We start from the raw sequence: 26729 nt of genomic DNA, 5'->3' as shown, positions 1-26729 counted from the left end.
CCATACTGTACAGCCGTCAAAGGACGGTGAATTCCAGCGCCAGCCCGAGGATCTGCATACCATGAATATTGTCATGCGGGCTGTTGGCAATCAGGCTTTCAAGAAACTTCAGCCGCTGCGATTGCGCATTGATAATCAGTTTGCCGCGCAGCGTCGGGTATTTGAGCGATGAAATGGGATAAACCACCCGGCCTTTAACCTCAACGGGCAGCTTACGCAGCTCGACGTGTTGCAATACGCCCACCGTGGAAAAGAGCAGGGCAACGGGGGTCACCGATAACAACGGCGCGGGACTGACGCTGACGAAATCCAGCAGCAGCTCGGGGCGTAGAAAATTCATGCCGTGAAAGGGTACGGTTACGCCATCAATGGCGGGCATGGGCAAGGTAGTGGTGGAGCGTGGTGATTGAGTCATGCGATTACCGTAGCGACAACACGTTGAAAAAACACAGGACGAATAAGTATGGCGGGTTGCGGTAAACTGTGCCGCGATGGGGCTCGCAATCTCTCTCATTGCTGGGGCGTTCGGCCGGATAAAGGCACTATTTGCCGGGAAAACCTACGTTTTGCATAATAAACCAGCAGCTGGACGCGAGTGGCTTGCAATTCAGGAGTGCTATAGGGATAATGCGCCAGCGCGTTGGTTATCAACGCTCTCAATGGGGGCTCTGTTGGTTCTCCCGCAACGCTACTCTGTTTACCAGGTCAGGTCCGGAAGGAAGCAGCCAGAGCAGACGACGTGTGTGCCGGGATGTAGCTGGCAGGGCCCCCACCCATTTCTGGCGGTCCTGATTTAAAATCCCTTCATTTGTTGTGCTTTTATTCTCTGCTACTATTATAGGCAGCTTCACTTCATTTATTGTTTTACGTTACTAAAACGACTCTTTTCTATACCTTAATTTTGCATTGTCATAAATATGAAATAATAATGACATACTAATGTCATTTTCATGTCATATATAATGGGCAAATTATTCCCTGGAATTACCAGATATTATTAAGGATAAATAATATCTCTGGATCAAGATGTTAACTTCGTGTATTAATTATGATGATTTTATTGCACGGGAAGCGTGATCATGACCACAGTAGTTCTGAATGTGAAAATTGACGCAGAGTTAAAAGATAAACTGCGTCATTATGCGGAAGTGAATAACGAGAATTTAGGCACGGCAACGGAGAAGCTGCTGCAATTGGCGCTGGCGGCCATTGATTCAGCAGACGAGGCGGGGGTTTCGCATGAGGATATTGATAACCAGCATACCGAAGAGGAAGCGTCGCCGTTAACCCCTAAAGAAATCAAAGCATTACGGAAACTTCTGAAGAAGAAAAGATGAAACAACAATTCTCTACAGCCAGCAGTTACAGTGAAGCCTGTGATCTGCTTCGTTCCGGGTACGTTAAGCACGTGCGCCTGAACTGGAATATCGGTAGTGATGAGTTTTTTCGCATTGCTTCCGACTGGTGTGAAACCGGCGCAAAAATTAAAAAAGATGACGATGGCTTTATTATTTCGCTAAAAGGTTTTCCTATTCCGCGCCAGCATTAATGAAATCACTACACCGCTGTCATCGTAATGACATGCGGCGTGGGCAAGATGGTACTGCAATTTTATAAAACATCTCATATTCATCATGGATGGTGTTTTTTGACGGGCTGATCGCAGCCCGTCGATATTTTATTATATAATTTTACGTGTTCTCGCCATTTCTTTCTGTTGCGTAAGAGTCTGCCACAGCGGTTGTAAAATGCTGAAGGCGTTGCGCAATTCCGTATCTGGTAGCGTGAAAGGCAAACGTAAATAACGGTCGAAGGCACCTTCCAGACCGAATCGCGTACCGGTGCCGATATGAATGCCGGCATTCTCAGCGCGCACCGAGAACTGCGTTGCCAACATCTCCGGCAGCTCCACCCAAAACGATAGCCCGCCCTCGGGGACGGAAAAGCGCCAGTGGGGAAAATATTCCGCCATCAACGCAGCGCACATATCACGACGCGCGGCCAGCATTGCCCGCCGTTGCGGCAACAGTGTTTGTTCGTTCTCCAGTAGCCAACAACAAGCCAGCTGTTCCAGCAGCGGCGAACCGAGATCGAGCGTATCCCGCGCCTGGATGAGCGAGGCAATAGTCCTCGCCGGGGCGCGGATCCAGCCAATTCGCAGTCCTCCCCAGAACGTTTTACCCGCTGAACCAATAGTGATTATCGGTGCTTCAGGGTTGAAAGCCGCCAGCGGCGGAGGCGGTGGGGCGTTGTACCATAAATCGACCATCGTTTCGTCGGCGACCAGCGTCGTTCGCGTGCTGGCGGCCAGATCGGCGACGCGCTGCCGGGTCTCGCTATCCATGCAGCGACCGGTGGGATTATGAAAATCCGGCATCATAAAGGCCAGCCGCGGCGAAGTTTGGGCAATGGTCGCCGCCAGGCCGTCGCAGTCCCAGCCCTTTTCCGGTAAAGAGACGCCTATCGGTCGGCAGGAGGCGCCGCGAATAGCGTTAATCGCCATCGGGTAAGAGGGCGCGTCAACTACCACCCGATCGCCTGGCCCGGTTAACAGACGCAGTACCAGGGCAAATCCGCTCAGCGCGCCATTCACAATCATCACTTCATCCGCCTGCGTCGGCAGGCCGCGTTCGCTATAGCGGCGGGCAATGATTGCGCGCAAATCGACTAACCCCTGCTGATCGTAGCCGGTATAGGACAAATACTGCGGCATCAGCGTCAGCGCGTGGCTGTAGGCTTGATGAATCTCCGGTCCGGCGCTGAGGGCGGCGGTGGCGAGATTGACCGATGGCGCTGAAAGCGTCTGCTCTCCGGGGAGCAGAGGGCCGGCAGGTAGCGCAATGCGTGAACCACTTCCCTGGCGACTTTGCAGATAGCCTTCTTCTCGCAATAACCCCAGCGCGCTGGCGATAGTGGTGCGGCTAACATTTAGCGCCGTCGCCAGTTCCCGCTCGCCGGGCAGACGGGTCTCCAGCGCCAGCCGTCCATCAAGGATCAACAGACGCAGCGCTTCCGCTAGCTGCCGCCACAGCGGCGCGCGCGAGGAAGGGGCTTGCCAGTTGCCGAGCAGGCGTACCAGCGATTGTGTTCCAAAACGACGTACTGACATAGCGATCCACTTTTCTAAAACTGGCCATTAATTATCGATCCATTTTTGCTGATGATGGGGTTGTTCGCAATACATACTGAGGTGTTTATGGTCCGTCGTTTGCTACAACTTTATATTGGTCTGGTGCTCTATGGCGTGTCGACGGCGTTATTCGTCCATGCCAACCTCGGGGCCGATCCGTGGGATGTGTTTCATCTGGGGGTGGCGAAACAACTTAATATCAGTTTCGGTACGGTGATTATTGCGACCGGCGCCGCGGTGCTGCTGCTGTGGATCCCGCTGCGTCAGATGCCGGGTCTCGGCACCATTAGCAATGTCATCGTGCTTGGCCTTGCGGCCGATGCCACGCTCGCGGTACTTCCGCCGCTGGAATCGCTGCCCGCGCGTAGTCTGCTACTCGCCGGCGCGGTGGTGATGAATGCGATAGCAACCGGGATGTATATCGGCGCCGGTTTTGGTCCCGGGCCGCGTGATGGCTTGATGACCGGATTGCATGCGCGAACCGGCTGGTCTTTGCGTGGTATCCGTACCGCTATCGAAGTCTCGGTACTGCTGATTGGCTGGCTGCTGGGCGGCAAAGTCGGGGTTGGCACCGTGGTTTACGCCTTTGCTATCGGCCCGCTGATCCAGCTGTTTTTACCCTGGTTCCGTCAACCGCGAGCAGTCAGTACGGCGGCGAAAAGCCGGGGGCTGGCGTCCTGAAATCGCCGTTCGCGATAGCAGCGACTAAACTTATCACTCAGACGCCGACGGATATGCCGCCGGCGCTGTTCACTTCGGAGACTCACTCATGAAGTATGTTGATGGTTTTGTCGTTGCCGTCCCTGCGGAAAATAAGGAGGCATACCGCGAACTGGCAGCAAAATCGGCGCCGCTGTTTAAAGAGTTTGGCGCCACGCGCGTCGTGGAGTGTTGGTCGGATGATGTCCCGGAAGGAAAGCTGACGGATTTCCGCATGTCGGTTAAAGCGCAGGCGGATGAGGAAGTGGTTTTCAGTTGGATCGAGTACCCGTCTAAGGAGATCAGGGATGCGGCCAATGCGAAAATGATGAGCGACCCGCGGATCAAAGCGCTTAGCGATAGCTTGCCATTTGACGGCAAGCGCATGATCTTCGGCGGGTTTGCGCCGATTCTTGACGAGTAAATCCGGCGGCGCGACTGGTTGCCAGCGCGCCGCACATGGTATTAATGCGTTTTAATATTATGTTCCGCCCACTGAATAAATTCCTCTTTCGGTAGCGCCTTACAGTACAGCCAGCCTTGCGCGTAATTGACGCCATGCGCGCGCAGCCAGTCGCGCTGAGCGGGCGTTTCCACTCCTTCGGCGACAATCGCCAGATTCAGCGCCTTCGCCATCTCAATGATATGCGGCGTCAGCGGCTTATATTCCAGGGTATCGACAAATGACTTGTCGATCTTCAGCGTATCGACATCCAGCGTTTGCAGGTAACTGAGGCTGGAATAGCCGGTGCCGAAATCATCGATCGAGATCCGGTGTCCCGCCTGGCGATAGCCAATAATCACCGGCAGAGTGGTTTGCGGATCGACAAAGCCGCGTTCGGTAAGCTCAAGGGGGATCTGTTCCGCACTGATTCCCCAGCGCGCCAGTTGTTCCTTGAGTAGCGTTGGCAACGTAGGCGATCGCAGGTCATCCACCGACAGATTAATAGAGATGTGCATCTGCGGATGATGGCGCAGCCAGGGGCCGAGGTCGGCAAAGATTTTACGCACGATATCCTCGGTCAACCGGGTGATCAGCCCGGTTTGCTCGGCCAGCGGGATAAAAATATCCGGCGATAAAAAAGTGCCATCCGGCTGCTGCCAGCGGGCCAGCGCTTCGGCGCCGGCGATTTTGCCATCCTCCAGCGAGACGATCGGCTGATAGTAAACCTGGATGGCATCGGATTGCAGCGCATCCAACATGCCATAACGCGGAGAGCGTAATCTGCGCAGCAGGCGTAGAAGTAAAAAAGAGGTCAACAGGCTGGTAAAGAGCCCTATCGGCAGCCATAGCAGCAGCTGCTGGCGAAGGCGCGCATCCAGTGGCTGCGTGGACGACCAACTGGCGACGCCAAGACCCAGTTCAGGGATGATATGCACGCGATAGACGGTGTCATTCAGCATTAGCGTCTCGCTATGGAGGTTTTTAATTCGCGTCCAAACCGCGGGATCGAGCGGCTGGCTGCTGATCACTACCTGATCGTGCTCAGTGCCGAATAATATCGTATGGATCTTTTCCTGACCGGTGGCGATGACATCAATAAACGACACCGGGTCGATCATCACAATATGATTTTTGTTGCCAAACGCGGTCATGCGATGTTGCAGGCCGAGGTCGTTGATTGAGGTAAGCCAGGTGCTGTAACCGTCGGCGGTGACGTGGTCGGGTTGCGGAAACGTCACCGAGACCTGGTGATCCTCAAGCGATGAGCACATCGGCACCGAATTACGCAACCAGAGTACTTCCTGCACATAGCGATGGGTGTAGGCAATACGGCGCATATTCAGCAAATGTTCTGGTGAACAGGCGCTGGCGCTGTGCGCATCGGCTTCTTGTAATGCTTCTTTGGCCTGAGCGGCGACTTGTTCTACGCGCATGACAATGCGTTTTGAGTAGTGGTCGAGCTCGCTATAAAACTGCGCCTGCGCCTGGCGCATTGCCAGCCAGATACTTAAGGCGATGGGTAGCACGATGGCGAGAATAAGCACCCCTGTAACCAGACTCATTAAATGGCGAGTCGTCATGGGTATGTCCTTATTTTACGGGGAATTGCTCTGAGTATACGCGAAAGCGAAGAAAAGACCCGGGTCGCGAATATTGTGATTCAGGATAAGGGGGCAAATGATCGCCCTCTGAGCCACCGCGTGGTTCCCGCTGAAACCGTGAATTTCCTGTGGTTGATCTTTGGCGGTCAACGGTGTACTTTAATTGTTATGTTATAACATACAAATTGAGGTTTGACATGAAAGCTAATATTCATCCGCACTACCGTACCGTCGTTTTTCACGATACGAGCGTAAACGAGTACTTCAAAGTGGGATCTACTATTAAAACCGAGCGTGAGATTGAACTAGATGGCGTAACCTATCCGTATGTCACCTTAGATGTTTCGTCTAAATCCCATCCGTATTACACCGGTAAGCAGAAAACACATGCTACCGAAGGCAGCGCCGCTCGTTTCCGCCAGCGCTTCGGTGGTTTTATTGATGCCAAAAGGAGCTAAACATGCAGGTACTGAACTCATTGCGTAGCGCTAAACAGCGCCACCCGGATTGCCAGATAGTGAAACGCAAAGGGCGGCTGTATGTTATCTGCAAAAGTAACCCGCGCTTTAAGGCGGTGCAGGGACGTAAAAAACGGCGTTAATTCGTTGGTTTGCGAAAGCTTTCCAGCGTGCGGTATTGCTGGCCGTTGGCATCAAAATTACCGGCGGCCAGCCACTGGCGCATTGCGCTATCTATCTGTGGCCACTCGCTATCAATAATGGAAAACCAGTCGGTATCGCGATTGTGGCCTTTTATCACCAGCGCTTGTCGAAAGCGCCCTTCGAACTGAAAACCTAAGCGCAGCGCCGCGCGCCGCGACGGTTCATTCAGGCTATTGCATTTCCATTCATAGCGGCGGTAGCCGAGCGACTCAAAGACATAACGCATCAGCAGCCACTGTGCCTCGGTGGCCATCGCTTTGCGGCTTAGTAGCGGCGAAAAGTGAACATGGCCGACTTCAACGACGCCGTTTTTGCCGTCAATACGCATCAGCGCTAACGAGCCGACCGGCTGCCCACTTTGTTCATCGATCACCGCGAAGTGAAGCGGATCGTTCAGCTCGCTGATGCTGGCAATCCAGGCGCTGAACTCGGTAACGCTGTTTTCCGGTTCACGCAAAAGCCAGGTCCAGGCGCGGGTATCAGGCGCCTGTCGATAGGCGTTGAACAGCGCTTGCGCGTGTTTGACGTCAAGCGGTTCCAGGCGGCATAACTGTCCTTGCAAGGTCTGGCGCTGCGGCCAGGGGCGTGGCTGCCAGTCAGGTAAAGCGTCGCCAACGAGTTGGTTGAATTGGTTGTATTGCGTCATCGGTCAAGTCCTGTTTGCGGGAAGAATCCTGAGATTAAACGTCTGCTGGTTCCATAAGAAGGGCCATAAAGTTATATTTTTAGGGTGCCACGAGGAGCCATGATGAATATTCCGGACGATGCTTTTTTTGCCCTACTGACGCGCGGGATACAGCAACGGGGAGACGCGACGCTACAGCGCGCGCTCTATCAGGCGCTGCGCGAGGCCATTTTACAGGGCGAGTTACTCAGCCATAGCTGGTTGCCGGGCGCGCGCGTTATTGCGCAGCGTGCTGGCGTATCGCGCAATACCGTAAACAGCGCGCTGGAACAGCTGGCGATAGAGGGATATCTGATCCGTAGTCGTCAGGGGACGTATGTGGCAGCGCTCAATACGCTGGCGGAAAGCGAGCCGGCGCCACCAACGTTTGTTTTGCCTGAGCGCTTGCGCACGCTACCGCTGCCGGGTCGACGGGACTCCCCGGCGCTGTTGTTGACTACCGGAATGCCCGCGGTGAACTACTTCCCGCTGGCTATCTGGCGTCGTTTGCTCGATCGGGTACTGCGCGAGGATGGCAGCACGATCCTTGGATACGGGGAGGCGGCCGGTGAACCGGCGCTGCGCGAGGCGATAGCCCGTCATCTGACTTTATCCCGGGGCATACGCTGCACGGCGCGGCAAATTGTGATCACTGAAGGCGCGCTGGAGGGCGTTAACCTTTGCACGCATCTGCTGAGCGTCGCGGGGGATACTGCCTGGGTTGAAGAGCCCGGTTATTTCGGCGCGAAAAGCGTGTTTATTAAAGCCGGGTTACAGCTGAAGGGGATACCTGTTGACGGTGATGGCATGTGTCCTGATAGCGTTAACGAGGTAGCGCCGCGGCTTATCTTTACCTCGCCTTCGCACCAATATCCGAGCGGGGCGGTGATGAGCGCCGGACGTCGTCTGGCATTGCTGGAATATGCCCGCCAGCATGACGCGTGGATTGTGGAAGATGACTATGATAGCGAGTTTCGCTACAGCGGCGAGCCGATTCAGGCGATGCTCGGCATGGTGGCGCAGGCACCGGTGGTTTACCTTGGTAGCTTCAGCAAAACGCTATTTCCTTCATTAAGAATAGGCTTCGCGGTGATGCCGTCGGCGCTGGCCGAGGCGGCTCAGGGCGCGATCGGCGCGCTGTTGCGCGGCGGCCATCGTCTGGAACAGCGTGCGCTGGCGCTGTTCATCGAAGAGGGCCATTATGCTCGCCATCTGGCCTCAATGCGCCGATTATATCGTCGGCGTCAGCAGCAGTTACGCGAGGCTGTGGCAAGCGAATTCACGCTGGCGAATGAGATTTGGGGGGGAGAGGGCGGCTTGCATTTAACGGTTGCCGTCGATGACATTGACGATGTGCAAATTGTCGAGCAGGCGCGTCAGTATCAAATGGCGCCAGCGGCGCTTAGCCGCTTTTATCTTAACCCGCATAAGGCGCGTAGCGGTCTGGTTCTGGGGTATGGCAATACGTCCGCGGCGCATTTCGTACCGGCGCTGCGGACGTTGAACAGGCTAATCAGGCAGCAACGCGGGTCAGGGTGAAAACATCGTAGAAGGAGAGTTCACCTTTGGTCGCGATCATTTTCTGCAGTTGAGCTTTCTGCTCATGGGCGACCTGTGGCGATTGCAGAATGCCGTCAATCAGCTGTTCAGGGACGAAACGGGTGTTATACCATTCACCGTTATAACAGACGCGAAAATCGAGCACATCGATATCTTCATAACGGTAGCGCGGGTAGACGTCAAAGAAGAAAAAACCGTTCAGCAGAACAAACAGAACGATCAGCAGCCACACGGAATCCACCAGCGTCTCAGAGCGCAGCATGACGATGAGAGTAGCCAAAAAGGCGGCGTACATAGCGACAAATAGCCATGGATGGTTGCGAATAAAACTGATACTAAAACGCGGGCGATTATCGCGCTTTTCTTTTTCGTTCAGTTCCTCGATGGTATTGGTTAGCAGGCGCTGTATTTCTGTCATTTTAGTCCCCGAATTCTTCGTAGAGCCCGGCATTTCAGGCTCTACGGCTCAGTCTGACAGTTATTTTATGTTGCTGGAGACCGGGGTTAAAGTAACAGATTGGTTACAGAAAAGCATAACAGTTACTATTTTTCGGTTAATAGCAGCTTGATGATTTGGGCAGGATTACCGCCAACTACCGCATTGGCCGGCACGTCTTTCACCACCACTGCGCCGGAGGCAATAACCGCATTGTCGCCAATGGTCACTCCAGGGTTGATGACCGCCCGGCCGCCAATCCATACGTTGTGGCCGATCGTTACCGGTTTACCATACTCGATACCGCTGTTGCGTTCCGTTGGGTCCAGCGGATGGGTCGCGGTATAGATATGAACGCCCGGCGCCAGCATACAGTTATCGCCAATTCGGATCGGGCAAACATCGAGCATCACGCAGTCAAAGTTCGCGTAAAAATTGGCGCCGAGGCTGATGTTATAGCCGTAATCGCAGCGGAAAGTGGGTTCGATATACGCGTCAGTGGGCTTACCAAATAGTTCAGCCAGCAGAGCGGCGCGCGATTCGCGTTCATCCGGTGCTGAGTGGTTATAGCGGTGCAGTACCTGCCTGGCATACAGGCGGTCTGCTTTTAGCGTGGCGTCTCCAGCAAGGTAAGGTTCGCCGGCGATCATTTTCCTTTTTTCTTCGCTCATGGTCTTCTCCTGGTTAAAGAAAAAACAGTATAAAGCGAAACCGGTTTCATATGCAGCAATACGGGACTCAGGCGTTTAATATCCCGAGTAATCCCTGTTTAGGCGCTGTTGTATTAATGACAGAAAATGAACTAGCGGATAAATTTCCATACTGAAGTTGGGATTTTGTCGTATAGCTTATTCATGGTCAATTCAGCAAGACGATGGTCGGCTGCTGAGTAAAATACCGCCAATTCATTGTCGGAAAGTTCATATTTATTCTTTTCAATTACGCGCTCCAGCGTATCAATTGTCTGACAGCGGCGTAAACGCATCAAATAGTCTGTTTTAGTTAATGGTTTACCAGACATCATTTCACCTTTTGAATGTAATAATTCTAACAAGAAAGACTTGCCGGGTTCTCCCGGCTGGCGTTCACAAAGCATCGGAATAACCGATTGCCGGATTTGCGCCATTTTTGGAGATCGCTTGTGTTTATGCCATAGCTACTGAACAGCATAAAAGTGTCATCCAGGTATTCGTCAAGCTGAGAAATCAGCTTATTATCCTCAGCGTACTTAATTTTATAATTAAGCGCGTAAGTTGCTATGTGCTCGATCAATTCATTTAATTGAAGATTCACCGCCGAGGTGGGATCGTTAACCCAGCCGCGGTTGCTTTCTTCCAGGTTTGCAAGGCAGTCATGATACAACGTTTCGCAGAGAAATCTTAGCTGCGCGATATCATGTCTTTTTGGCGAGTACTCGTCCATAACACATCCCCTTGTAAGTGGTTTAAACGACGACTAACAAACACCGTTGTGGGATGAAGACCAGGCTCAAACATTGTAATCCTGTGATTTAACTATAATCCAGTCTCAAAAACATTTCACCGTGCTATTACGAAAAATTACAATAAATACGGTTAATTTATCTTAAAAAAACAGGACCTATTATACTGATTCCTTTTATGTTTGGCGAAACTGGAAGGTCAGCCTTATATATCATAAGTTTATCTGATTGACGCCTGCCTGCAGCGAGAAGGTTGTCGGGAGATTGTTGGTAATTAAGAATATTCTGAATGAGGCCTGATGGCAAAACCGGTAACCGAAATCTTAATAAAAATAGAACAACGTTCATCAATGTATATTATATGTCAGAACGTAAAATAAACAATAACAATGTGTGCGTTTAAATACCCCTAAAGAAAAAGGGCCGCAAATGCGGCCCTTAGCTTAAGCAAGATTAATGATGCTCAACCGGATGGTTATGCTCAATATCTTCAGTTTTCTTACTGAAGCGGCGACGAACCACCACGAAGAACACCGGCACGAAGAAGATAGCCAGAACCGTCGCGGTCACCATCCCGCCCATTACGCCGGTACCTACGGCGTTCTGTGCGCCGGAGCCTGCGCCAGAGCTGATAACCAGCGGCATTACCCCGAGGATAAACGCCAGAGAGGTCATCAGGATTGGACGCAGACGCATACGTACTGCTTCCAGCGTCGCTTCAATCAGGCCTTTGCCTTCTTTTTCCATCAGGTCTTTGGCGAATTCAACGATAAGTATCGCGTTCTTCGCCGACAGGCCGATGGTCGTCAGCAGGCCGACCTGGAAGTAAACGTCGTTAGTCAGCCCGCGGAAGGTTGCCGCTAACAGCGCGCCAACAACACCCAACGGTACCACCAGCATGACGGAGAACGGAATCGACCAGCTCTCGTACAATGCTGCCAGACACAGGAAGACGACGATAAGCGAGATAGCATACAGCGCCGGGGCCTGGTTGCCTGACAGGCGTTCCTGATAGGACATACCGGTCCAGTCGTAACCGACGCCTGAAGGCAGTTTGCTTGCCAGCTGTTCCATCATCGCCATCGCTTCACCCGTACTGCGGCCCGGCGCTGCCTGACCGAGGATTTCCATTGACGGCAGACCGTTGTAACGTTCCAGACGCGGTGAACCATATTCCCAATGGGAAGTGGAGAAGGCGGAGAACGGCACCATTTGGCCATCGCTGCCGCGTACATACCAGTTGCCGATATCCTCTGGCAGCATACGGTATTTCGCTTCAGACATGACGTACACTTTCTTCACGCGACCGCGGTCGATGAAGTCGTTGACGTAGCTGCCGCCCCACGCTGCGCCGAGGGTGGTGTTGATGTCGCTAATTGAAACGCCCAGCGCCTGCGCTTTTTCCTGATCGATATCGATCTTGAACTGCGGCGTATCTTCCAGGCCGTTAGGACGCACGCCAACCAGCAGATCGGGATGCTGAGCAACCATACCAAACAGCTGGTTACGCGCCTGAGTTAATTTCTCATGCCCTAAACCACCCTGATCGATGAGCTGGAAGTCAAAGCCGGTAGCGGTACCCAGTTCGACGATCGCCGGCAGGTTAAACGCGAAGACCATCGCATCTTTAATCTGCGAGAAACGGGCCATCGCGCGGCCGGTAATCGCTTCAACTTTGTTTTCTGAACCCGGGCGTTCGCTCCAGTCTTTTAACGACACGAAGGCGATACCGGTGTTCTGACCGCGACCAGCAAAACCAAAACCGTTAACCGCGAACACCGATTCAACGTTGTTCTTCTCTTTGGTCAGGTAGTAGTCAGTCATCTCGTCGAGGACTTTCTGCGTACGTTCCTGACTCGCACCCGCCGGAAGCTGCGCCATACTCAGGAACACGCCCTGGTCTTCGTCCGGCAGGAAGGAGCTTGGCAGACGAACGAACAGGTAAGCCATACCGACGACAATAATCAGATACAGCACCAGGTAACGACCGGTACTACGCAGAATGTTGCCTACGCTGTCGGTGTAGTGGTGCGTGCTCTTATCGAACATGCGGTTAAACCAGCCAAAGAAGCCTTTGTGCTCGCCATGGCCGCCTTTCTGAATCGGCTTCAGCATGGTGGCGCACAGCGCTGGCGTCAGAATCAGCGCTACCAGTACCGACAGCGCCATCGCGGAAACGATAGTGATCGAGAACTGGCGATAAATCGCGCCGGTTGAACCGCCGAAGAAGGCCATCGGGATAAATACCGCCGACAGTACCATCGCAATACCGACCAACGCGCCCTGAATCTGACCCATCGACTTACGGGTTGCTTCTTTCGGCGGCAATCCTTCCTCCGCCATCACGCGCTCGACGTTTTCTACTACCACGATGGCGTCATCCACCAGCAAGCCGATGGCCAGCACCATCCCGAACATCGTCAGGGTGTTTATCGAGAAGCCAAACACCGCCAGGATGGCGAATGTCCCAAGCAATACCACCGGTACTGCAATGGTCGGGATCAGCGTGGCGCGGAAGTTCTGCAGGAACAGATACATGACCAGGAACACCAGGATGATCGCTTCCACCAGCGTTTTTACCACTTCATGAATAGAGATTTTCACGAACGGGGTAGTATCGTACGGGTAGACGATTTTCAGGCCTGACGGGAAGTACGGTTCCATCTTCGCCAGCTCTGCGCGGATGGCGTTGGCGGTATCCAGGGCGTTAGCGCCGGTGGCCAGTTTAATCCCCAGACCAGAAGCCGGTTGGCCGTTGAACTTCGCGATGATGTCGTAGTTTTCGCCGCCGAGTTCAACTTTCGCCACGTCGCGCAGACGAACCTGTGAACCATCCTGATTGACTTTCAGCAGAATCTTGCTGAATTCATCAGCGGAAGTCAGACGCGTTTGGGCGATGATCGAGGCGTTCAACTGCTGGCCTTTCACCGGCGGCGTACCGCCTAACTGACCTGCCGCGACCTGGGCGTTCTGCGCTTTAATGGCGTTGATGACATCTACCGGAGTTAACTGGAAGTTGTTTAGCTTCGTCGGGTCCATCCAGATACGCATCGCGTACTGGGAACCGAACAGCTGAACGTCGCCGACGCCGGAGGTACGGCTGATGGCATCCTTCATATTGGCGCCCACGTAGTCGGAAATATCCTCCTGCGTCATGGTGCCGTTAGTGTTGATAACCCCGACAACCATCAGGAAGCTACTGGAGGATTTCTCCACGCTCACGCCCTGTTGTTGTACTTCCTGCGGCAGCAGCGGCATCGCCAGCTGCAGCTTATTCTGCACCTGTACCTGGGCGATATCTGCGTCGGTACCGGACTGGAAGGTCAGGGTGATCTGCACCGTACCGGTGGAGTCACTGTTCGAGGACATGTACATCAGGTTATCGATACCGTTCATGTTCTGTTCGATAACCTGTGTCACGGTGTCCTGCACCGTTTTCGCATCAGCCCCCGGATAGGTGGCCGAGATCGTCACTGCTGGCGGCGCAATCGTTGGATATTGCGCCACGGGGAGTTTCATAATCGAAAGCCCCCCTGCCAACATGATGATTATGGCGATCACCCATGCAAATATGGGGCGATCGATAAAGAAATTAGGCATGTCTTAACGGCTCCTGTTTAAGTTAAGACTTGGTTTGTTCAGACTGAGCGTTCGCGTTGCCGGCGGTTTGCTGTTGGTTGTCTGAAGCTACTTCCTGCGCTTTTACCTGTACGCCTGGTTTGACTTTTTGCAGGCCAGCGACGATCACGCGATCGCCTGATTTCAGACCTTCGGTCACTAACCACTTGTCGCCGATAGCCTGAGTCGCGGTGACCTGGCGCACTTCAACTTTGTCGCCTTCGCCGACCACCATCACGCTGGCATCGCCGCGCGGGGTACGGGTAACGCCCTGTTGCGGAACCAGCAGCGCATCCGGGTTAATACCTTCTTCCAGACGTGCGCGAACAAACATCCCTGGCAGCAGAGTGTGGTCCGGGTTCGGGAAGATAGCGCGCAGCGTGATAGAACCGGTGGTCTGGTCAACGGTGACGTCGGAGAATTCCAGCGTACCCTCTTGCGGATATTTCAGACCGTCATTGGTGACCAGTTCGACCTTCGCCTTACCGTTTTCTTGCTTCAGTTTACCGTTCGCCAGTTCCTGTTTCAGACGCAGGAAATCGTTGCTCGATTGGGTAACGTCAACATAGATAGGGTCTAGCTGCTGAACGGTAGCCAGCGCGGTAGATTGCCCGTTTTGCACCAGCGCGCCTTCGGTGACCGCGGATTTACCGATGCGTCCACTGATTGGCGACGTCACTTTGGTATAAGCCAGGTTGATACGCGCGGTTTCAACTGCGGCTTTCGCCGCGACGACGGCGGCGTTGCTTTGCTGAGCGTCGGCAACGGCTGAGTCATATTCTTGTTGGCTGATGTATTTGGTGCCAACCAGTTTCTGATAACGTTTGACCGTCAACTGAGCGATGTTTGCGGCGGCCTGGGCTTTCGCTAAGTCGCCTTTAGCGCTTTCATAGCTTGCCTGATAGGTTGCCGGATCGATCTGATAAAGAGACACCCCCGCCTGAATATCGCTGCCTTCAGTGAAGTTACGTTTCAGAATAATGCCACTTACCTGAGGACGGACTTCTGCGACACGATAAGCATTGGTACGACCAGGAAGTTCAGTGGTGATTTGTAGAGGTGCGGATTTGAGCGTGACAATACCGACTTCCGGCATTTGCTGGGCTCCTTGTTGAGCCGGTTTATCGTCACATCCTGTTAGCGCTAAGCTGCCTGAGAGCATCAGAACGACCGCCAGAGGCGTTAACCCTCTGTTTTTGTTCATATGTAAACCTCGAGTGTCCAATTTCAAATTTTTTAGTGGCTCAAACGTCCACAAACCCACTACAGTCTTTCTATTATGGTCATGCTATGGTACATACATTCACAAATGTATGTAAACGCAACCTCTGTAAAGTCATCAACCTATGGCACGAAAAACCAAACAACAGGCACTTGAAACCCGGCAACTGATTCTTGACGTCGCCCTGCGATTGTTTTCGCAGCAGGGGGTATCATCTACCTCGTTGGCCGCGATTGCAAAAGCTGCTGGAGTGACCAGGGGCGCTATATACTGGCATTTCAAAAACAAATCCGATCTGTTTAATGAAATATGGAGTCTCTCTGACGCCAGCATTAGCGATCTCGAAGTTGAGTATCGGGCAAAATTCCCTAACGATCCACTGTCAGTTGTTCGCGAAATACTCGTCTATATCCTCGAAGCGACGGTAGTAGAGGAGCGTAGACGCCTGATGATGGAAATCATCTTCCATAAATGCGAATTTGTCGGAGAAATGGCCGTTGTCCAACAAGCACAGCGCAGTTTATGGCTTGAAAGCTACGATCGTATTGAGCAAACATTAAAAGATTGTATCACTGCTCAACAATTACCTGCGAATTTACTCACTCGCCGTGCGGCAATTCTGATGCGCAGTTATCTTTCCGGATTAATGGAAAACTGGCTCTTTGCACCAGAGAGTTTTAACCTTCATGCGGAAGCCCGTGCTTATGTCGATGCGCTGATTGAGATGTATCAGACCTGCCCGTCGCTACGAAGTTCGTCTGAGGTCATGGCCTGAATCCGCAGGCGTAAATAAAGGTAAATTTTACTTATCTCTGCCGCTATTCGCGCGCAGGGAGAAGTGCTATTCTGCGCGCTGCGACGACCCCCGGTATTCTCCGGCATTTGCAACCATTCATGTTAATACTATGCAGCATACAAATCGTTGGCCTCATGCTATTTCCACCATTGTCTTTGCACTGGTCCTTATAGTTGGCACTCTGAGCTTCAGCCAGGTTCAGGCTGCAGATTTACCTGACCGTTCTGACATTCAAAGCCAGCTCACTACGCTAAATAAGCAAAAAGAACTCACGCCGCAGGAAAAATTAGTTCAGCAGGACCTGACGCAGACTTTAGAAACGCTCGATAAGATTGAGCGTATAAAGTCTGAAACTGTGCAACTGCGTCAGCAGGTTGAACAGGCGCCGGCGAAAATGCGTCAGGCGGTAGACAGCCTGAATGCGCTGAGCGATGTTCCTGATGATGAGGTCACCCGTAAAACCCTGAGCACGTTATCGTTGCGACAGCTTGAATCCAGGGTGTCTCAGGCGCTCGACGATCTGCAAAGCGCGCAGAACGATCTGGCGACCTACAACAGCCAATTGGTCTCGCTGCAGACGCAGCCGGAGCGCGTGCAGAACGCGATGTACTCCGCCTCCCAGCAGCTACAGCAAATTCGTAACCGTCTCAACGGCACCGCGCCGGGTGAAGAGACGCTGCGCCCGACGCAGCAGGGGTTGCTGCTGGCGCAGCAGGCCTTGCTGAATGCGGAGATCGAACAGCAGCGTAAGAGCCTGGAAGGCAATACTGTGCTGCAGGATACGCTGCAGAAACAGCGCGATTACGTGACCGCCCACAGCAACCGGCTGGAACATCAGCTGCAACTGTTGCAGGAAGCGGTGAACAGCAAGCGGCTGACCCTCACCGAGAAAACCGCTCAGGAAGCGGTCTCGCCGGAGGAGACCTCGCGGATCCAAAATAACCCGTTGGTCAAGCAGGAGCTTGAAGTTAACCATCAGCTTAGCGAAAAGCTGATTCAGGCGACGGAAAACGGCAACCAACTGGTGCAGCGCAATATCAGAGTGAAAAACTGGCTCGACCGCGCGCTGCAATCCGAACGCGATATCAAAGAGCAGATTTCGGTATTGAAAGGCAGCCTGCTGCTGTCGCGTATCCTCTATCAGCAGCAGCAAACATTGCCATCAGCGGATGAGCTGCAGGATATGACCAACCGCATTGCCGATCTGCGCCTGGAGCAGTTTGAAGTTAACCAGCAGCGCGATGCGTTATTCCAGAGCGATGCCTTTGTGGCAAAGTTGGAAGAGGGCCATAGCAGCGAAGTCACGCCGGAAGTTCACGACGCCCTGTTGGAAGTCGTGGACATGCGCCGAGAATTGCTCGACCAGTTTAACAAACAGCTGGGGAACCAGCTGATGATGGCCATCAACCTGCAGATTAACCAGCAGCAGTTGATGAGCGTCTCCAGCAATCTGAAATCGATCCTGACCCAGCAGATTTTCTGGGTGAACAGCAATAAGCCGATGGATTGGGAGTGGATTAAATCCTTCCCGGAAGCGCTGAAAGCCCAGTTCAAATCGATGAAAATCACCGTCAACTGGGAGAAAGCCTGGCCGGCGGTATTTATCGCGTTCCTCGCCGGGCTGCCGCTGCTGTTGATTGCCGGGCTGATCCGCTGGCGCTTGCAGTGGCTGCGTGATTACCAGGCTAAGCTGGCCTCCCAGGTAGGCCAGTTACGCAATGATACTCAGCTAAACACGCCAAAAGCGATCCTGATAGATTTAATCAGAGCGCTGCCGGTGGTGCTGCTCATCCTCGCCGCCGGGCTTATCCTGCTGACGATGCAGCTGAATGTCAGCAACCTGCTATGGGCCTACAGTAAAAAACTAGCGATGTTCTGGCTGGTGTTCGGCCTGTGCTGGAAGGTGCTGGAAAAAGACGGCGTGGCGGTGAAGCATTTCAATATGCCCGCTCAGCTCACCAGTCACTGGCGGCGGCAGATCGTCCGCGTCAGCCTGGCGCTGCTGCCGCTGAATTTCTGGTCGGTTGTTTCTGAGCTCTCTCCGCTTAATTTGATGGACGACGTGCTGGGGCAGTTTGTTATCTTCGTCAACCTGCTGCTCATTGCGGTGCTGGTGTGGCCGATGTGCCGCGAAAGCTGGCGTGACAAAGAGTCGCACAGCCTGCGCCTGCTGACGGTGACCGTGCTGTCGATTGTGCCCGTCGCGCTGATGGTCCTCACGGCGACCGGTTACTTCTATACCACGCTGCGTCTGGCTGGCCGCTGGATTGAGACCGTCTATCTGGTGATGATGTGGAACCTGCTGTACCAGACCGTTCTCCGCGGCCTGAGTGTGGCGGCGCGACGTATTGCCTGGCGCCGGGCGCTGGCGCGTCGCCAGCATCTGGTGAAAGAAGGGGCGGAAGGCGCCGAACCGCAGGAAGAGCCGACGATCGCGCTCGAACAGGTTAACCAACAAACGCTGCGTATCACCATGCTGGTGATGGTGGCGCTGTTCGCGGTGCTGTTCTGGGCGATTTGGTCCGATCTGATAACCGTGTTCGCCTATCTCGACAGCATTACGCTCTGGCACTACAACGGCACCGAAGCCGGGGCCAGCGTGGTGAAAAGCGTGACGATGGGCAGCCTGCTGTTTGCGATTGTCGCCTCGATGGTCGCCTGGGCGCTGATCCGCAACTTGCCGGGTCTGCTGGAAGTGCTGGTGCTGTCGCGTCTTAATATGCGCCAGGGCGCTTCTTATGCCATCACGACGATCCTCAATTACGCGATTATCGCCATCGGCGCGATGACGGTCTTCGGCTCCTTGGGCGTGTCGTGGGATAAATTGCAGTGGCTGGCCGCGGCGCTGTCGGTTGGTTTAGGTTTCGGCTTACAGGAGATTTTCGGTAACTTCGTCTCCGGCCTGATCATTCTCTTCGAACGCCCGGTGCGTATCGGCGATACGGTCACTATCGGTACCTTCTCAGGCACCGTCAGTAAGATCCGTATCCGCGCGACGACCATCACCGATTTCGATCGCAAAGAGGTGATTATTCCAAACAAGGCCTTCGTGACTGAACGGCTGATCAACTGGTCGCTCTCCGATACCATCACCCGCGTGGTGATCCGCCTGGGCGTAGCCTACGGATCCGATCTCGATAAAGTGAAAGAGGTGCTGCTGCAGGCGGCGCATGAACATCCGAAAGTGATGCAGGAACCAGCGCCGTCGGTCTTCTTTACCACCTTCGGCGCCAGCACGCTGGATCATGAACTGCGCCTCTATGTGCGTGAACTGCGCGATCGCAGCTACGCGGTGGATGAGCTTAACCGTTCTATCGATCGCTTGTGCCGTGAAAACAATATCGATATTGCCTTCAACCAGCTGGAAGTTCATCTGCGTAACGAGAAGGGAGATGAAGTGACGGAAGTGAAGCGCGATAATAAAGGGGATGATACGGCGCCAGGCATCGCATAATCGCTAATCGGGGCGGCATATGCCGCCCCGAATCGTTTTATTCTTCTGACCAGGGCGCGTCAGGTTGGGCGTTTTTCAGTTTGTTTTCATAGTCACGCTTAATAATATCCAACGCTCCCAGCACCGTTTTTGCGCTGACCCGGTTTTCCTCCAGCAACATGATTAAATCGACGGCCAGTTTGACCTCGTCCGGTGCATTTTCCAGCGACATAGTCCTCTCCTGTTAGCGCGTTAAACGCGCCAGTACGTTTTCAATATTTTCCAGCGCATCGCGACAGCGGGCCAGGCGCCCGGCATAGGCCTCGACCTCTTTCGTTAGCCGTTGCTGTTCGGCAAGGGTAGTTGCCGACGCCAGCTGACGTTGGCGATCGTTGCGCATTGCCAGCAGGCGGCGCTCATACTCCTGGTGCTGCAGGCGGCGGCGTTGCCAGCGGTTTAGCGTCGGCGAGGCGCTGTCCCATTGGCGTAACGACCAGGTCGCCGTCTCACGACTAATGGCGGCAATCTGCGCCACCAGCCGCTCGGCGAGCCAGGCGACCTGGGGCAGATGCTGATGCTCAACGGCATGCTGGAGCTCGGCGAGATTATGCTGTGCTTCGTCGAGATACGCCTGCATCTGGGTGTCGCGGGTACGGAACAGCTGGCGGTCGAAACGCGGGCTCAACGTAGCGTGGCTGGACAGCGGCGCCACCTGAAGCGCCAGTTCAGCCAGCTGATTTTTCAGCGTTTGTAAAAGCCGGGTTGTTTTCAAATAACTCCTCCATTCCCTACTCAGCAACTGTGCTACAGTAGCGACATCTGCTTGATAACGATTCGCATTATGCCACGTATTATTTTAATCATCATTGGCTGGCTGGCGGTAGTGCTGGGGACGCTGGGCGTCTTCTTACCGCTGTTACCGACAACGCCATTTATCCTGCTCGCCGCATGGTGTTTTGCCCGCTCGTCGCCGCGCTTTCACCACTGGCTGCTGTATCGCTCGTGGTTTGGCGGCTATCTTCGCCACTGGCAGCAGTACCGGGCGATGCCGCCGGGGGCCAAGCCGCGAGCCATTATCATGATTTTACTGACCTTTGCCATTTCTCTGTGGCTGGTTAAGCTTATGTGGGTGCGCATCCTGCTGCTGGCGATCCTCGCCTGCCTGCTGATATTTATGTGGCGCATTCCGGTGGTTGACGCAAAGCAACAAAAGCACTGATGCGCAATAATGCCTGTTGCAATTGTTGGCGACAGCCAGTAAATTCTGGCGTTTTCGAGCGCGGGTAAGCCTGGTCAAAGGTTAAACAAATGTTTCTTTGGCCCATTTTGCACGCCCGTGGGTAACACCGTTTCAATCAGGCATAAACTTATGACCGCAACTGCACAGCAGCTTGAATATCTGAAGAACAGCATCCAAAGCGTCCAGGATTATCCGAAACCGGGCATCCTTTTCCGCGATGTCACCAGCTTGCTGGAAGACCCTAAAGCCTATGCGCTTAGCATTGAACTGCTGACCGAGCGTTATAAAGACGCCGGCATCACCAAAGTGGTGGGGACCGAAGCGCGTGGTTTTCTGTTCGGCGCCCCGGTTGCGTTGGCGCTGGGCGTTGGCTTTGTTCCGGTTCGTAAGCCGCGCAAGTTGCCGCGCGAAACCATCGCCGAAAGCTATGAGCTTGAATATGGCACCGATCAGCTGGAAATCCACGTTGATGCCATTAAAGAAGGCGATAAGGTGCTGGTCGTTGATGACCTGCTGGCGACCGGCGGCACCATTGACGCCACCGTGAAGCTGATTCGTCGCCTGGGCGGCGAAGTTCACGATGCCGCTTTTATTATCAATCTGTTCGATCTGGGCGGTGAACAGCGCCTGGAAAAACTGGGCATCAATTGCTTTAGCCTGGTGCCTTTCCCGGGCCACTAAGCAAATCCCGACACATAGCCTCGCCGATCCGGCGGGGCTGTGATAGCATTACCCCCTCGTGAATTCACCTTCCAGCGTTTCAGAGCCAGCCCATGAGTTATCAGGTCTTAGCCCGTAAATGGCGCCCACAAACCTTTGCTGACGTCGTCGGCCAGGAACATGTGCTGACCGCACTGGCGAACGGCTTATCGTTAGGGCGCATCCATCACGCATATCTCTTTTCCGGCACCCGCGGAGTAGGGAAAACCTCCATCGCCCGTCTGTTGGCGAAGGGGTTAAACTGCGAAAGCGGTATTACCGCGACGCCGTGCGGCGTCTGCGATAACTGTCGCGAAATAGAACAAGGCCGCTTTGTCGATCTGATTGAGATCGATGCCGCCTCGCGCACCAAAGTGGAAGATACCCGCGATCTGCTGGACAACGTCCAGTACGCGCCGGCCCGCGGCCGCTTCAAGGTCTACCTGATCGATGAAGTGCATATGCTGTCGCGTCACAGCTTCAACGCGTTATTGAAAACGCTGGAGGAGCCGCCCGCGCACGTCAAATTCCTGCTGGCGACCACCGATCCGCAAAAGCTGCCGGTGACGATTTTGTCCCGCTGCCTGCAGTTCCACCTCAAGGCGCTGGATGTCGAACAGATCCGCCATCAGCTTGAACACATCCTTGGCGAAGAGCAGATCGCGTTTGAGCCGCGTGCGCTGCAGCTGCTGTCGCGCGCCGCGGATGGCAGCCTGCGCGATGCATTAAGCCTGACCGATCAGGCAATCGCCAGCGGCGATGGCCGCTTAACCGCGCAGTCCGTCAGCGAAATGCTCGGCACCCTCGACGACGATCAGGCGCTATCCTTGATAGAAGCGCTGGTGGCCGCCGACGGCGAGCGCGTGATGGCGGGCGTCAGCGACGCCGCCTCGCGCGGCGTTGAATGGGAAGCGCTGCTGGTGGAAATGCAAAGTCTGCTGCACCGTATCGCGATGGTTCAGCTCTCGCCATCGGCGCTGGGGGCGGATATGGCCGCCGTCGAGCTACGAATGCGTGAGCTAGCGCGTACCGTGCCGCCGGCCGACGTGCAGCTTTACTATCAGACGCTGCTGATTGGCCGCAAAGAGCTGCCTTATGCGCCAGACCGGCGTATGGGGGTTGAAATGACGCTGCTGCGCGCGCTGGCTTTCCATCCGCGTCAGCCGCTGCCGGAGCCGGAAGCGAAGCCCATGCAGACCGCTGCGCCTGCGCCGCAGCAGCAAACAGCGCCGCCGGTCGCATCGGCTCCGCCGCCGCAGAATCTGCCGCAAAGCACCAGCCAGGTGCTGGCGGCGCGCAGTCGGCTGCAGCGAACCCCGGGAGCAACCACCCCAAAAAAGAGTGAACCGGCAGCCGCATCCCGCGCGCGGCCGGTGAATAACGCTGCGCTGGAACGACTGAGTTCGATTACCGAGCGCGTACAGGCTCGTCCGGCTGCGGCCGCGCTTGAGCAGGCCCCGGCGAAGAAAGAAGCCTATCGCTGGAAATCGACGGCCCCGATTGAAGAAACCCAGGTCGAGGTTGCCACGCCGAAAGCGCTGAAAAAAGCGCTGGAGCATGAAAAAACGCCGGAGCTGGCGGCGAAACTAGCCGTGGAAGCGGTCGAGCGCGATAGCTGGGCGGCGGAAGTGAGCCAGTTGGCGGTACCGAAACTGGTTGAACAGGTGGCGCTGAACGCGTGGAAAGAGCAGGACGGCAATCGCATATGTCTGCATTTACGCCCGAGTCAGCGGCATCTCAACTCCACCGGCGCACAGCAGAAACTTGCTGAAGCGCTGGGCGTGTTGTACGGTGCGCCGGTTGAATTGACTATCGTTGAAGATGATAATTCGGCGATGCGCACGCCGCTGGAGTGGCGACAGGCAATTTATGAAGAGAAGCTCGCGCAGGCGCGCGACGCGATTATTGCGGATAACAACATCCAGACCCTGCGACGATTCTTCGACGCCGATCTGGATGAAGAGAGTATCCGCCCCATTTGAACGCCAGTCTGACTGGCGTTCAGTACCTTAACGATGACTTACTGAGAGAGAAGCCTATGTTTGGTGGAAAAGGCGGCCTGGGTAACCTGATGAAACAGGCCCAGCAGATGCAAGACAAAATGCAGAAAATGCAGGAAGAGATCGCGCAGCTGGAAGTGACCGGTGAGTCCGGCGCGGGTCTGGTAAAAGTAACCATCAACGGCGCGCATAACTGCCGCCGCGTGGAAATCGACCCAAGCCTGCTGGAAGACGACAAAGAGATGCTGGAAGATCTGGTGGCTGCCGCATTCAATGACGCAGCGCGCCGTATTGAAGAGACCCAGAAAGAGAAAATGGCCTCCGTTTCTGCCGGCATGCAGCTGCCGCCAGGCTTCAAGATGCCGTTCTGATGCAAACCAGCCCGCTGTTAACTCAGCTTATGGAAGCGCTGCGCTGTCTGCCGGGCGTTGGCCCGAAGTCGGCGCAGCGCATGGCGTTTACGCTGCTGCAGCGCGATCGCAGCGGCGGTATGCGTCTGGCGCAGGCGCTAACGCGCGCGATGTCGGAAATCGGCCACTGCGCCGATTGCCGCACCTTCACCGAGCAGGAGGTGTGCAATATTTGCAGCAACCCGCGTCGCCAGGAAAACGGTCAGATCTGCGTGGTGGAGAGTCCAGCGGACATCTACGCCATTGAGCAGACCGGGCAGTATTCCGGCCGCTACTTCGTGCTGATGGGCCACCTGTCGCCGCTTGACGGTATCGGGCCGGATGACATCGGGCTTGACCGCCTCGAGCAGCGCCTCGAAGCCGAGTCAATCAGCGAGTTGATCCTCGCCACCAACCCAACGGTTGAAGGCGAGGCGACGGCCAACTACATCGCTGAGCTCTGCGCGCAGTATGGCGTTGACGCCAGCCGCATCGCCCACGGCGTACCGGTTGGCGGCGAGCTGGAAATGGTCGACGGCACCACGCTGTCGCACTCACTGGCCGGGCGCCACAAGATTATTTTCTGAACAAATGGAGGCGGCGTTCGCTGCCTCCGCTTGAAATTTCCCGCACCTATCCCCATCTCCTCCCCAACACGTTATTTCCATTAATAATAAATGGCATTGTTGAGGTCGACTTACATGAAAGGACAAGAAACCCGTGGTTTCCAGTCAGAAGTGAAACAGCTTCTGCACCTGATGATCCATTCTCTTTATTCCAACAAAGAAATCTTCCTGCGCGAGCTCATCTCCAACGCCTCGGATGCGGCGGATAAGCTGCGTTTCCGCGCGCTGTCCCAGCCGGATCTGTATGAAGGCGACGGCGAGCTGCGCGTACGCGTATCGTTTGATAAAGACAACCGCACGCTGACCATCGCTGATAACGGCATCGGGATGAACCGCGACGAGGTCATTGACCATCTCGGCACCATCGCCAAATCCGGCACCAAAGCGTTCCTCGAATCTATGGGTTCCGATCAGGCGAAAGATAGCCAGCTGATCGGCCAGTTCGGCGTCGGCTTCTATTCAGCCTTTATCGTTGCCGACAAAGTCACCGTGCGCACCCGCGCCGCGGGCGACAAGCCGGAAAACGGCGTGTTTTGGGAGTCCGCTGGCGAAGGCGAATATACTGTTGCCGATATCACTAAGGCCGATCGCGGAACCGAAATCACGTTGCATCTGCGTGAAGGCGAAGACGACTTCCTCAACGACTGGCGCGTGCGTTCGATCATCAGTAAATATTCTGACCATATCGCGCTGCCGGTTGAGATTGAAAAACGCGAAGAAGTGGACGGCGAAACCGTTATTTCGTGGGAAAAAATCAACAAGGCGCAGGCGCTGTGGACCCGCAGCAAATCTGAAGTCAGCGATGACGAATACAAAGAGTTCTATAAGCATATTGCCCATGATTTCAGCGATCCGCTGACCTGGAGCCACAACCGCGTCGAAGGTAAGCAGGAGTACACCAGCCTGCTGTATATTCCGTCGCAGGCGCCGTGGGATATGTGGAACCGCGATCATAAACACGGCCTGAAGCTGTATGTGCAGCGCGTCTTCATCATGGATGACGCCGAGCAGTTTATGCCGAACTACCTGCGTTTCGTGCGCGGCCTGATAGATTCCAACGATCTGCCGCTGAACGTGTCGCGTGAAATCCTGCAGGATAGCAACGTCACCCGTAATCTGCGCACCGCGCTGACCAAACGCGTGCTGCAGATGCTGGAAAAGCTGGCGAAAGACGACGCCGAAAAATATCAGACCTTCTGGAAACAGTTTGGCCTGGTGCTGAAAGAAGGCCCGGCGGAAGATGCCTCCAACCAGCAAGCGATTGCTAAACTGCTGCGCTTCGCCACTACTCATACCGATTCTTCCGCGCAGACCGTGTCGCTGGAAGAGTACGTTTCGCGCATGAAAGAAGGGCAGGAGAAGATTTACTACATCACCGCCGACAGCTATGCGGCGGCGAAGAGCAGCCCGCACCTCGAGCTGCTGCGTAAAAAAGGTATCGAAGTTCTGCTGCTGTCCGATCGCATTGACGAGTGGATGATGAGCTACCTGACCGAGTTCGACGGCAAGGCGTTCCAGTCGGTTGCCAAAGCCGACGAGTCGCTGGAGAAACTGGCGGACGAAGTTGACGAATCCACCAAAGAAGCCGAAAAAGCGCTGGAGCCGTTCGTTGAGCGTGTGAAAGGCCTGCTGGGTGAGCGCGTGAAAGAGGTGCGTCTGACGCATCGTCTGACCGACACTCCGGCGATTGTCACCACTGATGCCGACGAAATGAGCACCCAGATGGCGAAGCTGTTCGCCGCTGCCGGTCAGGCGGCGCCGGAAGTGAAATACATCTTCGAGCTGAACCCGGCGCATCCGTTGGTGAAACGCGCTGCCGATACCCAGGACGACGCGCAGTTTGGCGAGTGGGTCGAACTGCTGCTGGATCAGGCGCTGCTGGCGGAACGCGGTACGCTGGAGGATCCTAACCAGTTCATCCGCCGTATGAATCAGCTGCTGGCATCCTGACGCGAACCTGAATGAGTAGCCCGGCCGAGCGACGCGATGCCGGGAACGGAATAAATGCCCCGTCTGAGTGATTTGCTCATACGGGGCATTTCACATTAGATTGCATAAAATATCTGAC

Annotated in this window: 27 protein-coding genes, 1 other RNA gene and 1 other annotated feature; of the genes, 16 read left to right on the top strand and 12 right to left on the bottom strand. The window is 54.7% G+C overall.

The window, feature by feature from the left end; translation table 11 throughout:
- Nucleotides 1-16: 16 nt before the first annotated feature.
- Nucleotides 17-415 (bottom strand): hypothetical protein, encoded by a 399-nt coding sequence (locus ABLU80_RS06455; RefSeq protein ID WP_032707556.1) that lies wholly within the window; start codon nucleotides 413-415, stop codon nucleotides 17-19.
- A 254-nt stretch (nucleotides 416-669) separates the two neighbouring features.
- Here ABLU80_RS06455 and ffs point away from each other — a divergent pair.
- The 3 genes from ffs to ABLU80_RS06440 all read left to right on the top strand — a co-directional run bounded on the left by ffs (nucleotide 670) and on the right by ABLU80_RS06440 (nucleotide 1549).
- Nucleotides 670-766, top strand: an RNA gene (ffs, locus tag ABLU80_RS06450) — signal recognition particle sRNA small type.
- A 313-nt stretch (nucleotides 767-1079) separates the two neighbouring features.
- Nucleotides 1080-1337 (top strand): hypothetical protein, encoded by a 258-nt coding sequence (locus tag ABLU80_RS06445; protein ID WP_015367929.1) that lies wholly within the window; start codon nucleotides 1080-1082, stop codon nucleotides 1335-1337.
- Nucleotides 1334-1549 carry a hypothetical protein gene (locus ABLU80_RS06440; RefSeq protein WP_015367928.1) on the top strand — a complete coding sequence of 72 codons (216 nt, stop codon included), beginning with the start codon at nucleotides 1334-1336 and terminating at the stop codon, nucleotides 1547-1549. The genes ABLU80_RS06445 and ABLU80_RS06440 overlap by 4 nt, the downstream gene beginning before the upstream one ends.
- Nucleotides 1550-1681: 132 nt before the next feature.
- Here the strand turns inward: ABLU80_RS06440 and ABLU80_RS06435 are convergent, their stop codons facing one another.
- On the bottom strand, nucleotides 1682-3109 hold the full coding sequence (locus tag ABLU80_RS06435) for a PLP-dependent aminotransferase family protein (protein WP_348849839.1): 1428 nt from the start codon (nucleotides 3107-3109) through the stop codon (nucleotides 1682-1684).
- Nucleotides 3110-3196: 87 nt separating this feature from the next.
- Between ABLU80_RS06435 and ABLU80_RS06430 the strand changes: the two genes are divergently transcribed.
- Together ABLU80_RS06430 and ABLU80_RS06425 are read left to right on the top strand one after the other, a co-directional pair.
- Nucleotides 3197-3811, top strand: coding sequence for a membrane protein (locus tag ABLU80_RS06430; protein WP_015367926.1), 615 nt, complete (start codon nucleotides 3197-3199; stop codon nucleotides 3809-3811).
- Nucleotides 3812-3899: 88 nt separating this feature from the next.
- Nucleotides 3900-4253, top strand: coding sequence for a DUF1428 family protein (locus tag ABLU80_RS06425; protein WP_015367925.1), 354 nt, complete (start codon nucleotides 3900-3902; stop codon nucleotides 4251-4253).
- A gap of 41 nt (nucleotides 4254-4294) precedes the next feature.
- On the opposite strand, the gene ABLU80_RS06420 is transcribed toward ABLU80_RS06425, so the two are convergent.
- On the bottom strand, nucleotides 4295-5854 hold the full coding sequence (locus ABLU80_RS06420) for an EAL domain-containing protein (RefSeq protein WP_042893762.1): 1560 nt from the start codon (nucleotides 5852-5854) through the stop codon (nucleotides 4295-4297).
- Between the two features lie 218 nt (nucleotides 5855-6072).
- Between ABLU80_RS06420 and ABLU80_RS06415 the strand changes: the two genes are divergently transcribed.
- Entirely contained in the window at nucleotides 6073-6333 is a 261-nt protein-coding gene (locus tag ABLU80_RS06415; RefSeq protein ID WP_015367923.1) for a type B 50S ribosomal protein L31, read from the top strand.
- A gap of 2 nt (nucleotides 6334-6335) precedes the next feature.
- On the top strand, nucleotides 6336-6476 hold the full coding sequence (gene ykgO, locus ABLU80_RS06410) for a type B 50S ribosomal protein L36 (RefSeq protein ID WP_003859006.1): 141 nt from the start codon (nucleotides 6336-6338) through the stop codon (nucleotides 6474-6476).
- On the opposite strand, the gene ABLU80_RS06405 is transcribed toward ykgO, so the two are convergent.
- Nucleotides 6473-7183 (bottom strand): GNAT family protein, encoded by a 711-nt coding sequence (locus ABLU80_RS06405; RefSeq protein ID WP_042893760.1) that lies wholly within the window; start codon nucleotides 7181-7183, stop codon nucleotides 6473-6475. The genes ykgO and ABLU80_RS06405 overlap by 4 nt on opposite strands.
- A gap of 102 nt (nucleotides 7184-7285) precedes the next feature.
- On the opposite strand from ABLU80_RS06405, the gene ABLU80_RS06400 reads away from it, so the two are divergent.
- Nucleotides 7286-8740, top strand: coding sequence for a PLP-dependent aminotransferase family protein (locus tag ABLU80_RS06400; protein ID WP_348849849.1), 1455 nt, complete (start codon nucleotides 7286-7288; stop codon nucleotides 8738-8740).
- Here the strand turns inward: ABLU80_RS06400 and ABLU80_RS06395 are convergent.
- The 6 genes from ABLU80_RS06395 to acrA form a co-directional block, all read right to left on the bottom strand.
- Complete coding sequence (locus ABLU80_RS06395) at nucleotides 8715-9179, bottom strand: YlaC family protein (RefSeq protein WP_015367920.1); 465 nt, start codon at nucleotides 9177-9179, stop codon at nucleotides 8715-8717. The genes ABLU80_RS06400 and ABLU80_RS06395 overlap by 26 nt on opposite strands.
- Before the next feature lie 125 nt (nucleotides 9180-9304).
- Nucleotides 9305-9868 carry a maltose O-acetyltransferase gene (maa, locus tag ABLU80_RS06390; protein ID WP_047081009.1) on the bottom strand — a complete coding sequence of 188 codons (564 nt, stop codon included), beginning with the start codon at nucleotides 9866-9868 and terminating at the stop codon, nucleotides 9305-9307.
- 131 nt (nucleotides 9869-9999) lie between these two features.
- Nucleotides 10000-10218 (bottom strand): HHA domain-containing protein, encoded by a 219-nt coding sequence (locus tag ABLU80_RS06385; RefSeq protein WP_015367918.1) that lies wholly within the window; start codon nucleotides 10216-10218, stop codon nucleotides 10000-10002.
- Between the two features lie 26 nt (nucleotides 10219-10244).
- A complete protein-coding gene (tomB, locus tag ABLU80_RS06380) occupies nucleotides 10245-10619 on the bottom strand; it encodes an Hha toxicity modulator TomB (RefSeq protein WP_015367917.1) in 375 nt (124 codons plus the stop codon).
- Between the two features lie 472 nt (nucleotides 10620-11091).
- Nucleotides 11092-14238, bottom strand: coding sequence for a multidrug efflux RND transporter permease subunit AcrB (gene acrB / locus ABLU80_RS06375; RefSeq protein WP_015704610.1), 3147 nt, complete (start codon nucleotides 14236-14238; stop codon nucleotides 11092-11094).
- A gap of 22 nt (nucleotides 14239-14260) precedes the next feature.
- Entirely contained in the window at nucleotides 14261-15460 is a 1200-nt protein-coding gene (gene acrA, locus ABLU80_RS06370) for a multidrug efflux RND transporter periplasmic adaptor subunit AcrA (protein ID WP_020079451.1), read from the bottom strand.
- A 142-nt stretch (nucleotides 15461-15602) separates the two neighbouring features.
- Between acrA and acrR the strand changes: the two genes are divergently transcribed.
- Entirely contained in the window at nucleotides 15603-16253 is a 651-nt protein-coding gene (gene acrR, locus ABLU80_RS06365; RefSeq protein ID WP_015704611.1) for a multidrug efflux transporter transcriptional repressor AcrR, read from the top strand.
- Between the two features lie 130 nt (nucleotides 16254-16383).
- The gene (gene mscK / locus ABLU80_RS06360; RefSeq protein ID WP_045366562.1) at nucleotides 16384-19728 is read left to right on the top strand and encodes a mechanosensitive channel MscK; all 3345 of its coding nucleotides are present in this window, start codon (nucleotides 16384-16386) and stop codon (nucleotides 19726-19728) included.
- Nucleotides 19729-19765: 37 nt separating this feature from the next.
- On the opposite strand, the gene rsmS is transcribed toward mscK, so the two are convergent.
- Together rsmS and priC are read right to left on the bottom strand one after the other, a co-directional pair.
- The gene (gene rsmS / locus ABLU80_RS06355; protein WP_020079449.1) at nucleotides 19766-19939 is read right to left on the bottom strand and encodes a pleiotropic regulatory protein RsmS; all 174 of its coding nucleotides are present in this window, start codon (nucleotides 19937-19939) and stop codon (nucleotides 19766-19768) included.
- A gap of 12 nt (nucleotides 19940-19951) precedes the next feature.
- Nucleotides 19952-20479: a primosomal replication protein N'' gene (gene priC / locus ABLU80_RS06350; protein ID WP_015367910.1), complete on the bottom strand. Its 528-nt coding sequence runs from the start codon at nucleotides 20477-20479 to the stop codon at nucleotides 19952-19954.
- A 69-nt stretch (nucleotides 20480-20548) separates the two neighbouring features.
- Here priC and ABLU80_RS06345 point away from each other — a divergent pair, with 69 nt between their 5' ends.
- The 6 genes from ABLU80_RS06345 to htpG all read left to right on the top strand — a co-directional run bounded on the left by ABLU80_RS06345 (nucleotide 20549) and on the right by htpG (nucleotide 26611).
- Nucleotides 20549-20926 carry a DUF454 family protein gene (locus ABLU80_RS06345; RefSeq protein ID WP_015704615.1) on the top strand — a complete coding sequence of 126 codons (378 nt, stop codon included), beginning with the start codon at nucleotides 20549-20551 and terminating at the stop codon, nucleotides 20924-20926.
- 150 nt (nucleotides 20927-21076) lie between these two features.
- Nucleotides 21077-21628, top strand: coding sequence for an adenine phosphoribosyltransferase (gene apt, locus ABLU80_RS06340; RefSeq protein ID WP_015367908.1), 552 nt, complete (start codon nucleotides 21077-21079; stop codon nucleotides 21626-21628).
- Between the two features lie 92 nt (nucleotides 21629-21720).
- Nucleotides 21721-23628 carry a DNA polymerase III subunit gamma/tau gene (gene dnaX / locus ABLU80_RS06335; RefSeq protein WP_015367907.1) on the top strand — a complete coding sequence of 636 codons (1908 nt, stop codon included), beginning with the start codon at nucleotides 21721-21723 and terminating at the stop codon, nucleotides 23626-23628.
- Nucleotides 22961-23025: a sequence feature (DnaX frameshifting element), on the top strand. It overlaps the preceding gene by 65 nt.
- A gap of 56 nt (nucleotides 23629-23684) precedes the next feature.
- On the top strand, nucleotides 23685-24017 hold the full coding sequence (locus tag ABLU80_RS06330; protein ID WP_008805448.1) for a YbaB/EbfC family nucleoid-associated protein: 333 nt from the start codon (nucleotides 23685-23687) through the stop codon (nucleotides 24015-24017).
- Complete coding sequence (gene recR / locus ABLU80_RS06325; protein ID WP_015367906.1) at nucleotides 24017-24622, top strand: recombination mediator RecR; 606 nt, start codon at nucleotides 24017-24019, stop codon at nucleotides 24620-24622. The genes ABLU80_RS06330 and recR overlap by 1 nt, the downstream gene beginning before the upstream one ends.
- A 114-nt stretch (nucleotides 24623-24736) precedes the next feature.
- A complete protein-coding gene (gene htpG / locus ABLU80_RS06320; protein WP_015367905.1) occupies nucleotides 24737-26611 on the top strand; it encodes a molecular chaperone HtpG in 1875 nt (624 codons plus the stop codon).
- The last annotated feature ends 118 nt before the right edge of the window (nucleotides 26612-26729 follow it).

This window comes from Klebsiella sp. CN_Kp104 (genome assembly GCF_040064515.1).
Classification (GTDB): domain Bacteria; phylum Pseudomonadota; class Gammaproteobacteria; order Enterobacterales; family Enterobacteriaceae; genus Klebsiella; species Klebsiella aerogenes.
Note: the sequence above shows the minus strand (reverse complement) of the source record. Positions and strands in the feature narration are given on the sequence as shown.

Bases quoted from the DNA above. Each gene is read 5' to 3' on its own strand.
- ABLU80_RS06455 (WP_032707556.1), bottom strand. From the start codon at position 415: ATGACTCAATCACCACGCTCCACCACTACCTTGCCCATGCCCGCCATT.
- ABLU80_RS06445 (WP_015367929.1), top strand. From the start codon at position 1,080: ATGACCACAGTAGTTCTGAATGTGAAAATTGACGCAGAGTTAAAAGAT.
- ABLU80_RS06440 (WP_015367928.1), top strand. From the start codon at position 1,334: ATGAAACAACAATTCTCTACAGCCAGCAGTTACAGTGAAGCCTGTGAT.
- ABLU80_RS06435 (WP_348849839.1), bottom strand. From the start codon at position 3,109: ATGTCAGTACGTCGTTTTGGAACACAATCGCTGGTACGCCTGCTCGGC.
- ABLU80_RS06430 (WP_015367926.1), top strand. From the start codon at position 3,197: ATGGTCCGTCGTTTGCTACAACTTTATATTGGTCTGGTGCTCTATGGC.
- ABLU80_RS06425 (WP_015367925.1), top strand. From the start codon at position 3,900: ATGAAGTATGTTGATGGTTTTGTCGTTGCCGTCCCTGCGGAAAATAAG.
- ABLU80_RS06420 (WP_042893762.1), bottom strand. From the start codon at position 5,854: ATGACGACTCGCCATTTAATGAGTCTGGTTACAGGGGTGCTTATTCTC.
- ABLU80_RS06415 (WP_015367923.1), top strand. From the start codon at position 6,073: ATGAAAGCTAATATTCATCCGCACTACCGTACCGTCGTTTTTCACGAT.
- ykgO (WP_003859006.1), top strand. From the start codon at position 6,336: ATGCAGGTACTGAACTCATTGCGTAGCGCTAAACAGCGCCACCCGGAT.
- ABLU80_RS06405 (WP_042893760.1), bottom strand. From the start codon at position 7,183: ATGACGCAATACAACCAATTCAACCAACTCGTTGGCGACGCTTTACCT.
- ABLU80_RS06400 (WP_348849849.1), top strand. From the start codon at position 7,286: ATGAATATTCCGGACGATGCTTTTTTTGCCCTACTGACGCGCGGGATA.
- ABLU80_RS06395 (WP_015367920.1), bottom strand. From the start codon at position 9,179: ATGACAGAAATACAGCGCCTGCTAACCAATACCATCGAGGAACTGAAC.
- maa (WP_047081009.1), bottom strand. From the start codon at position 9,868: ATGAGCGAAGAAAAAAGGAAAATGATCGCCGGCGAACCTTACCTTGCT.
- ABLU80_RS06385 (WP_015367918.1), bottom strand. From the start codon at position 10,218: ATGTCTGGTAAACCATTAACTAAAACAGACTATTTGATGCGTTTACGC.
- tomB (WP_015367917.1), bottom strand. From the start codon at position 10,619: ATGGACGAGTACTCGCCAAAAAGACATGATATCGCGCAGCTAAGATTT.
- acrB (WP_015704610.1), bottom strand. From the start codon at position 14,238: ATGCCTAATTTCTTTATCGATCGCCCCATATTTGCATGGGTGATCGCC.
- acrA (WP_020079451.1), bottom strand. From the start codon at position 15,460: ATGAACAAAAACAGAGGGTTAACGCCTCTGGCGGTCGTTCTGATGCTC.
- acrR (WP_015704611.1), top strand. From the start codon at position 15,603: ATGGCACGAAAAACCAAACAACAGGCACTTGAAACCCGGCAACTGATT.
- mscK (WP_045366562.1), top strand. From the start codon at position 16,384: ATGCAGCATACAAATCGTTGGCCTCATGCTATTTCCACCATTGTCTTT.
- rsmS (WP_020079449.1), bottom strand. From the start codon at position 19,939: ATGTCGCTGGAAAATGCACCGGACGAGGTCAAACTGGCCGTCGATTTA.
- ABLU80_RS06345 (WP_015704615.1), top strand. From the start codon at position 20,549: ATGCCACGTATTATTTTAATCATCATTGGCTGGCTGGCGGTAGTGCTG.
- apt (WP_015367908.1), top strand. From the start codon at position 21,077: ATGACCGCAACTGCACAGCAGCTTGAATATCTGAAGAACAGCATCCAA.
- dnaX (WP_015367907.1), top strand. From the start codon at position 21,721: ATGAGTTATCAGGTCTTAGCCCGTAAATGGCGCCCACAAACCTTTGCT.
- ABLU80_RS06330 (WP_008805448.1), top strand. From the start codon at position 23,685: ATGTTTGGTGGAAAAGGCGGCCTGGGTAACCTGATGAAACAGGCCCAG.
- recR (WP_015367906.1), top strand. From the start codon at position 24,017: ATGCAAACCAGCCCGCTGTTAACTCAGCTTATGGAAGCGCTGCGCTGT.
- htpG (WP_015367905.1), top strand. From the start codon at position 24,737: ATGAAAGGACAAGAAACCCGTGGTTTCCAGTCAGAAGTGAAACAGCTT.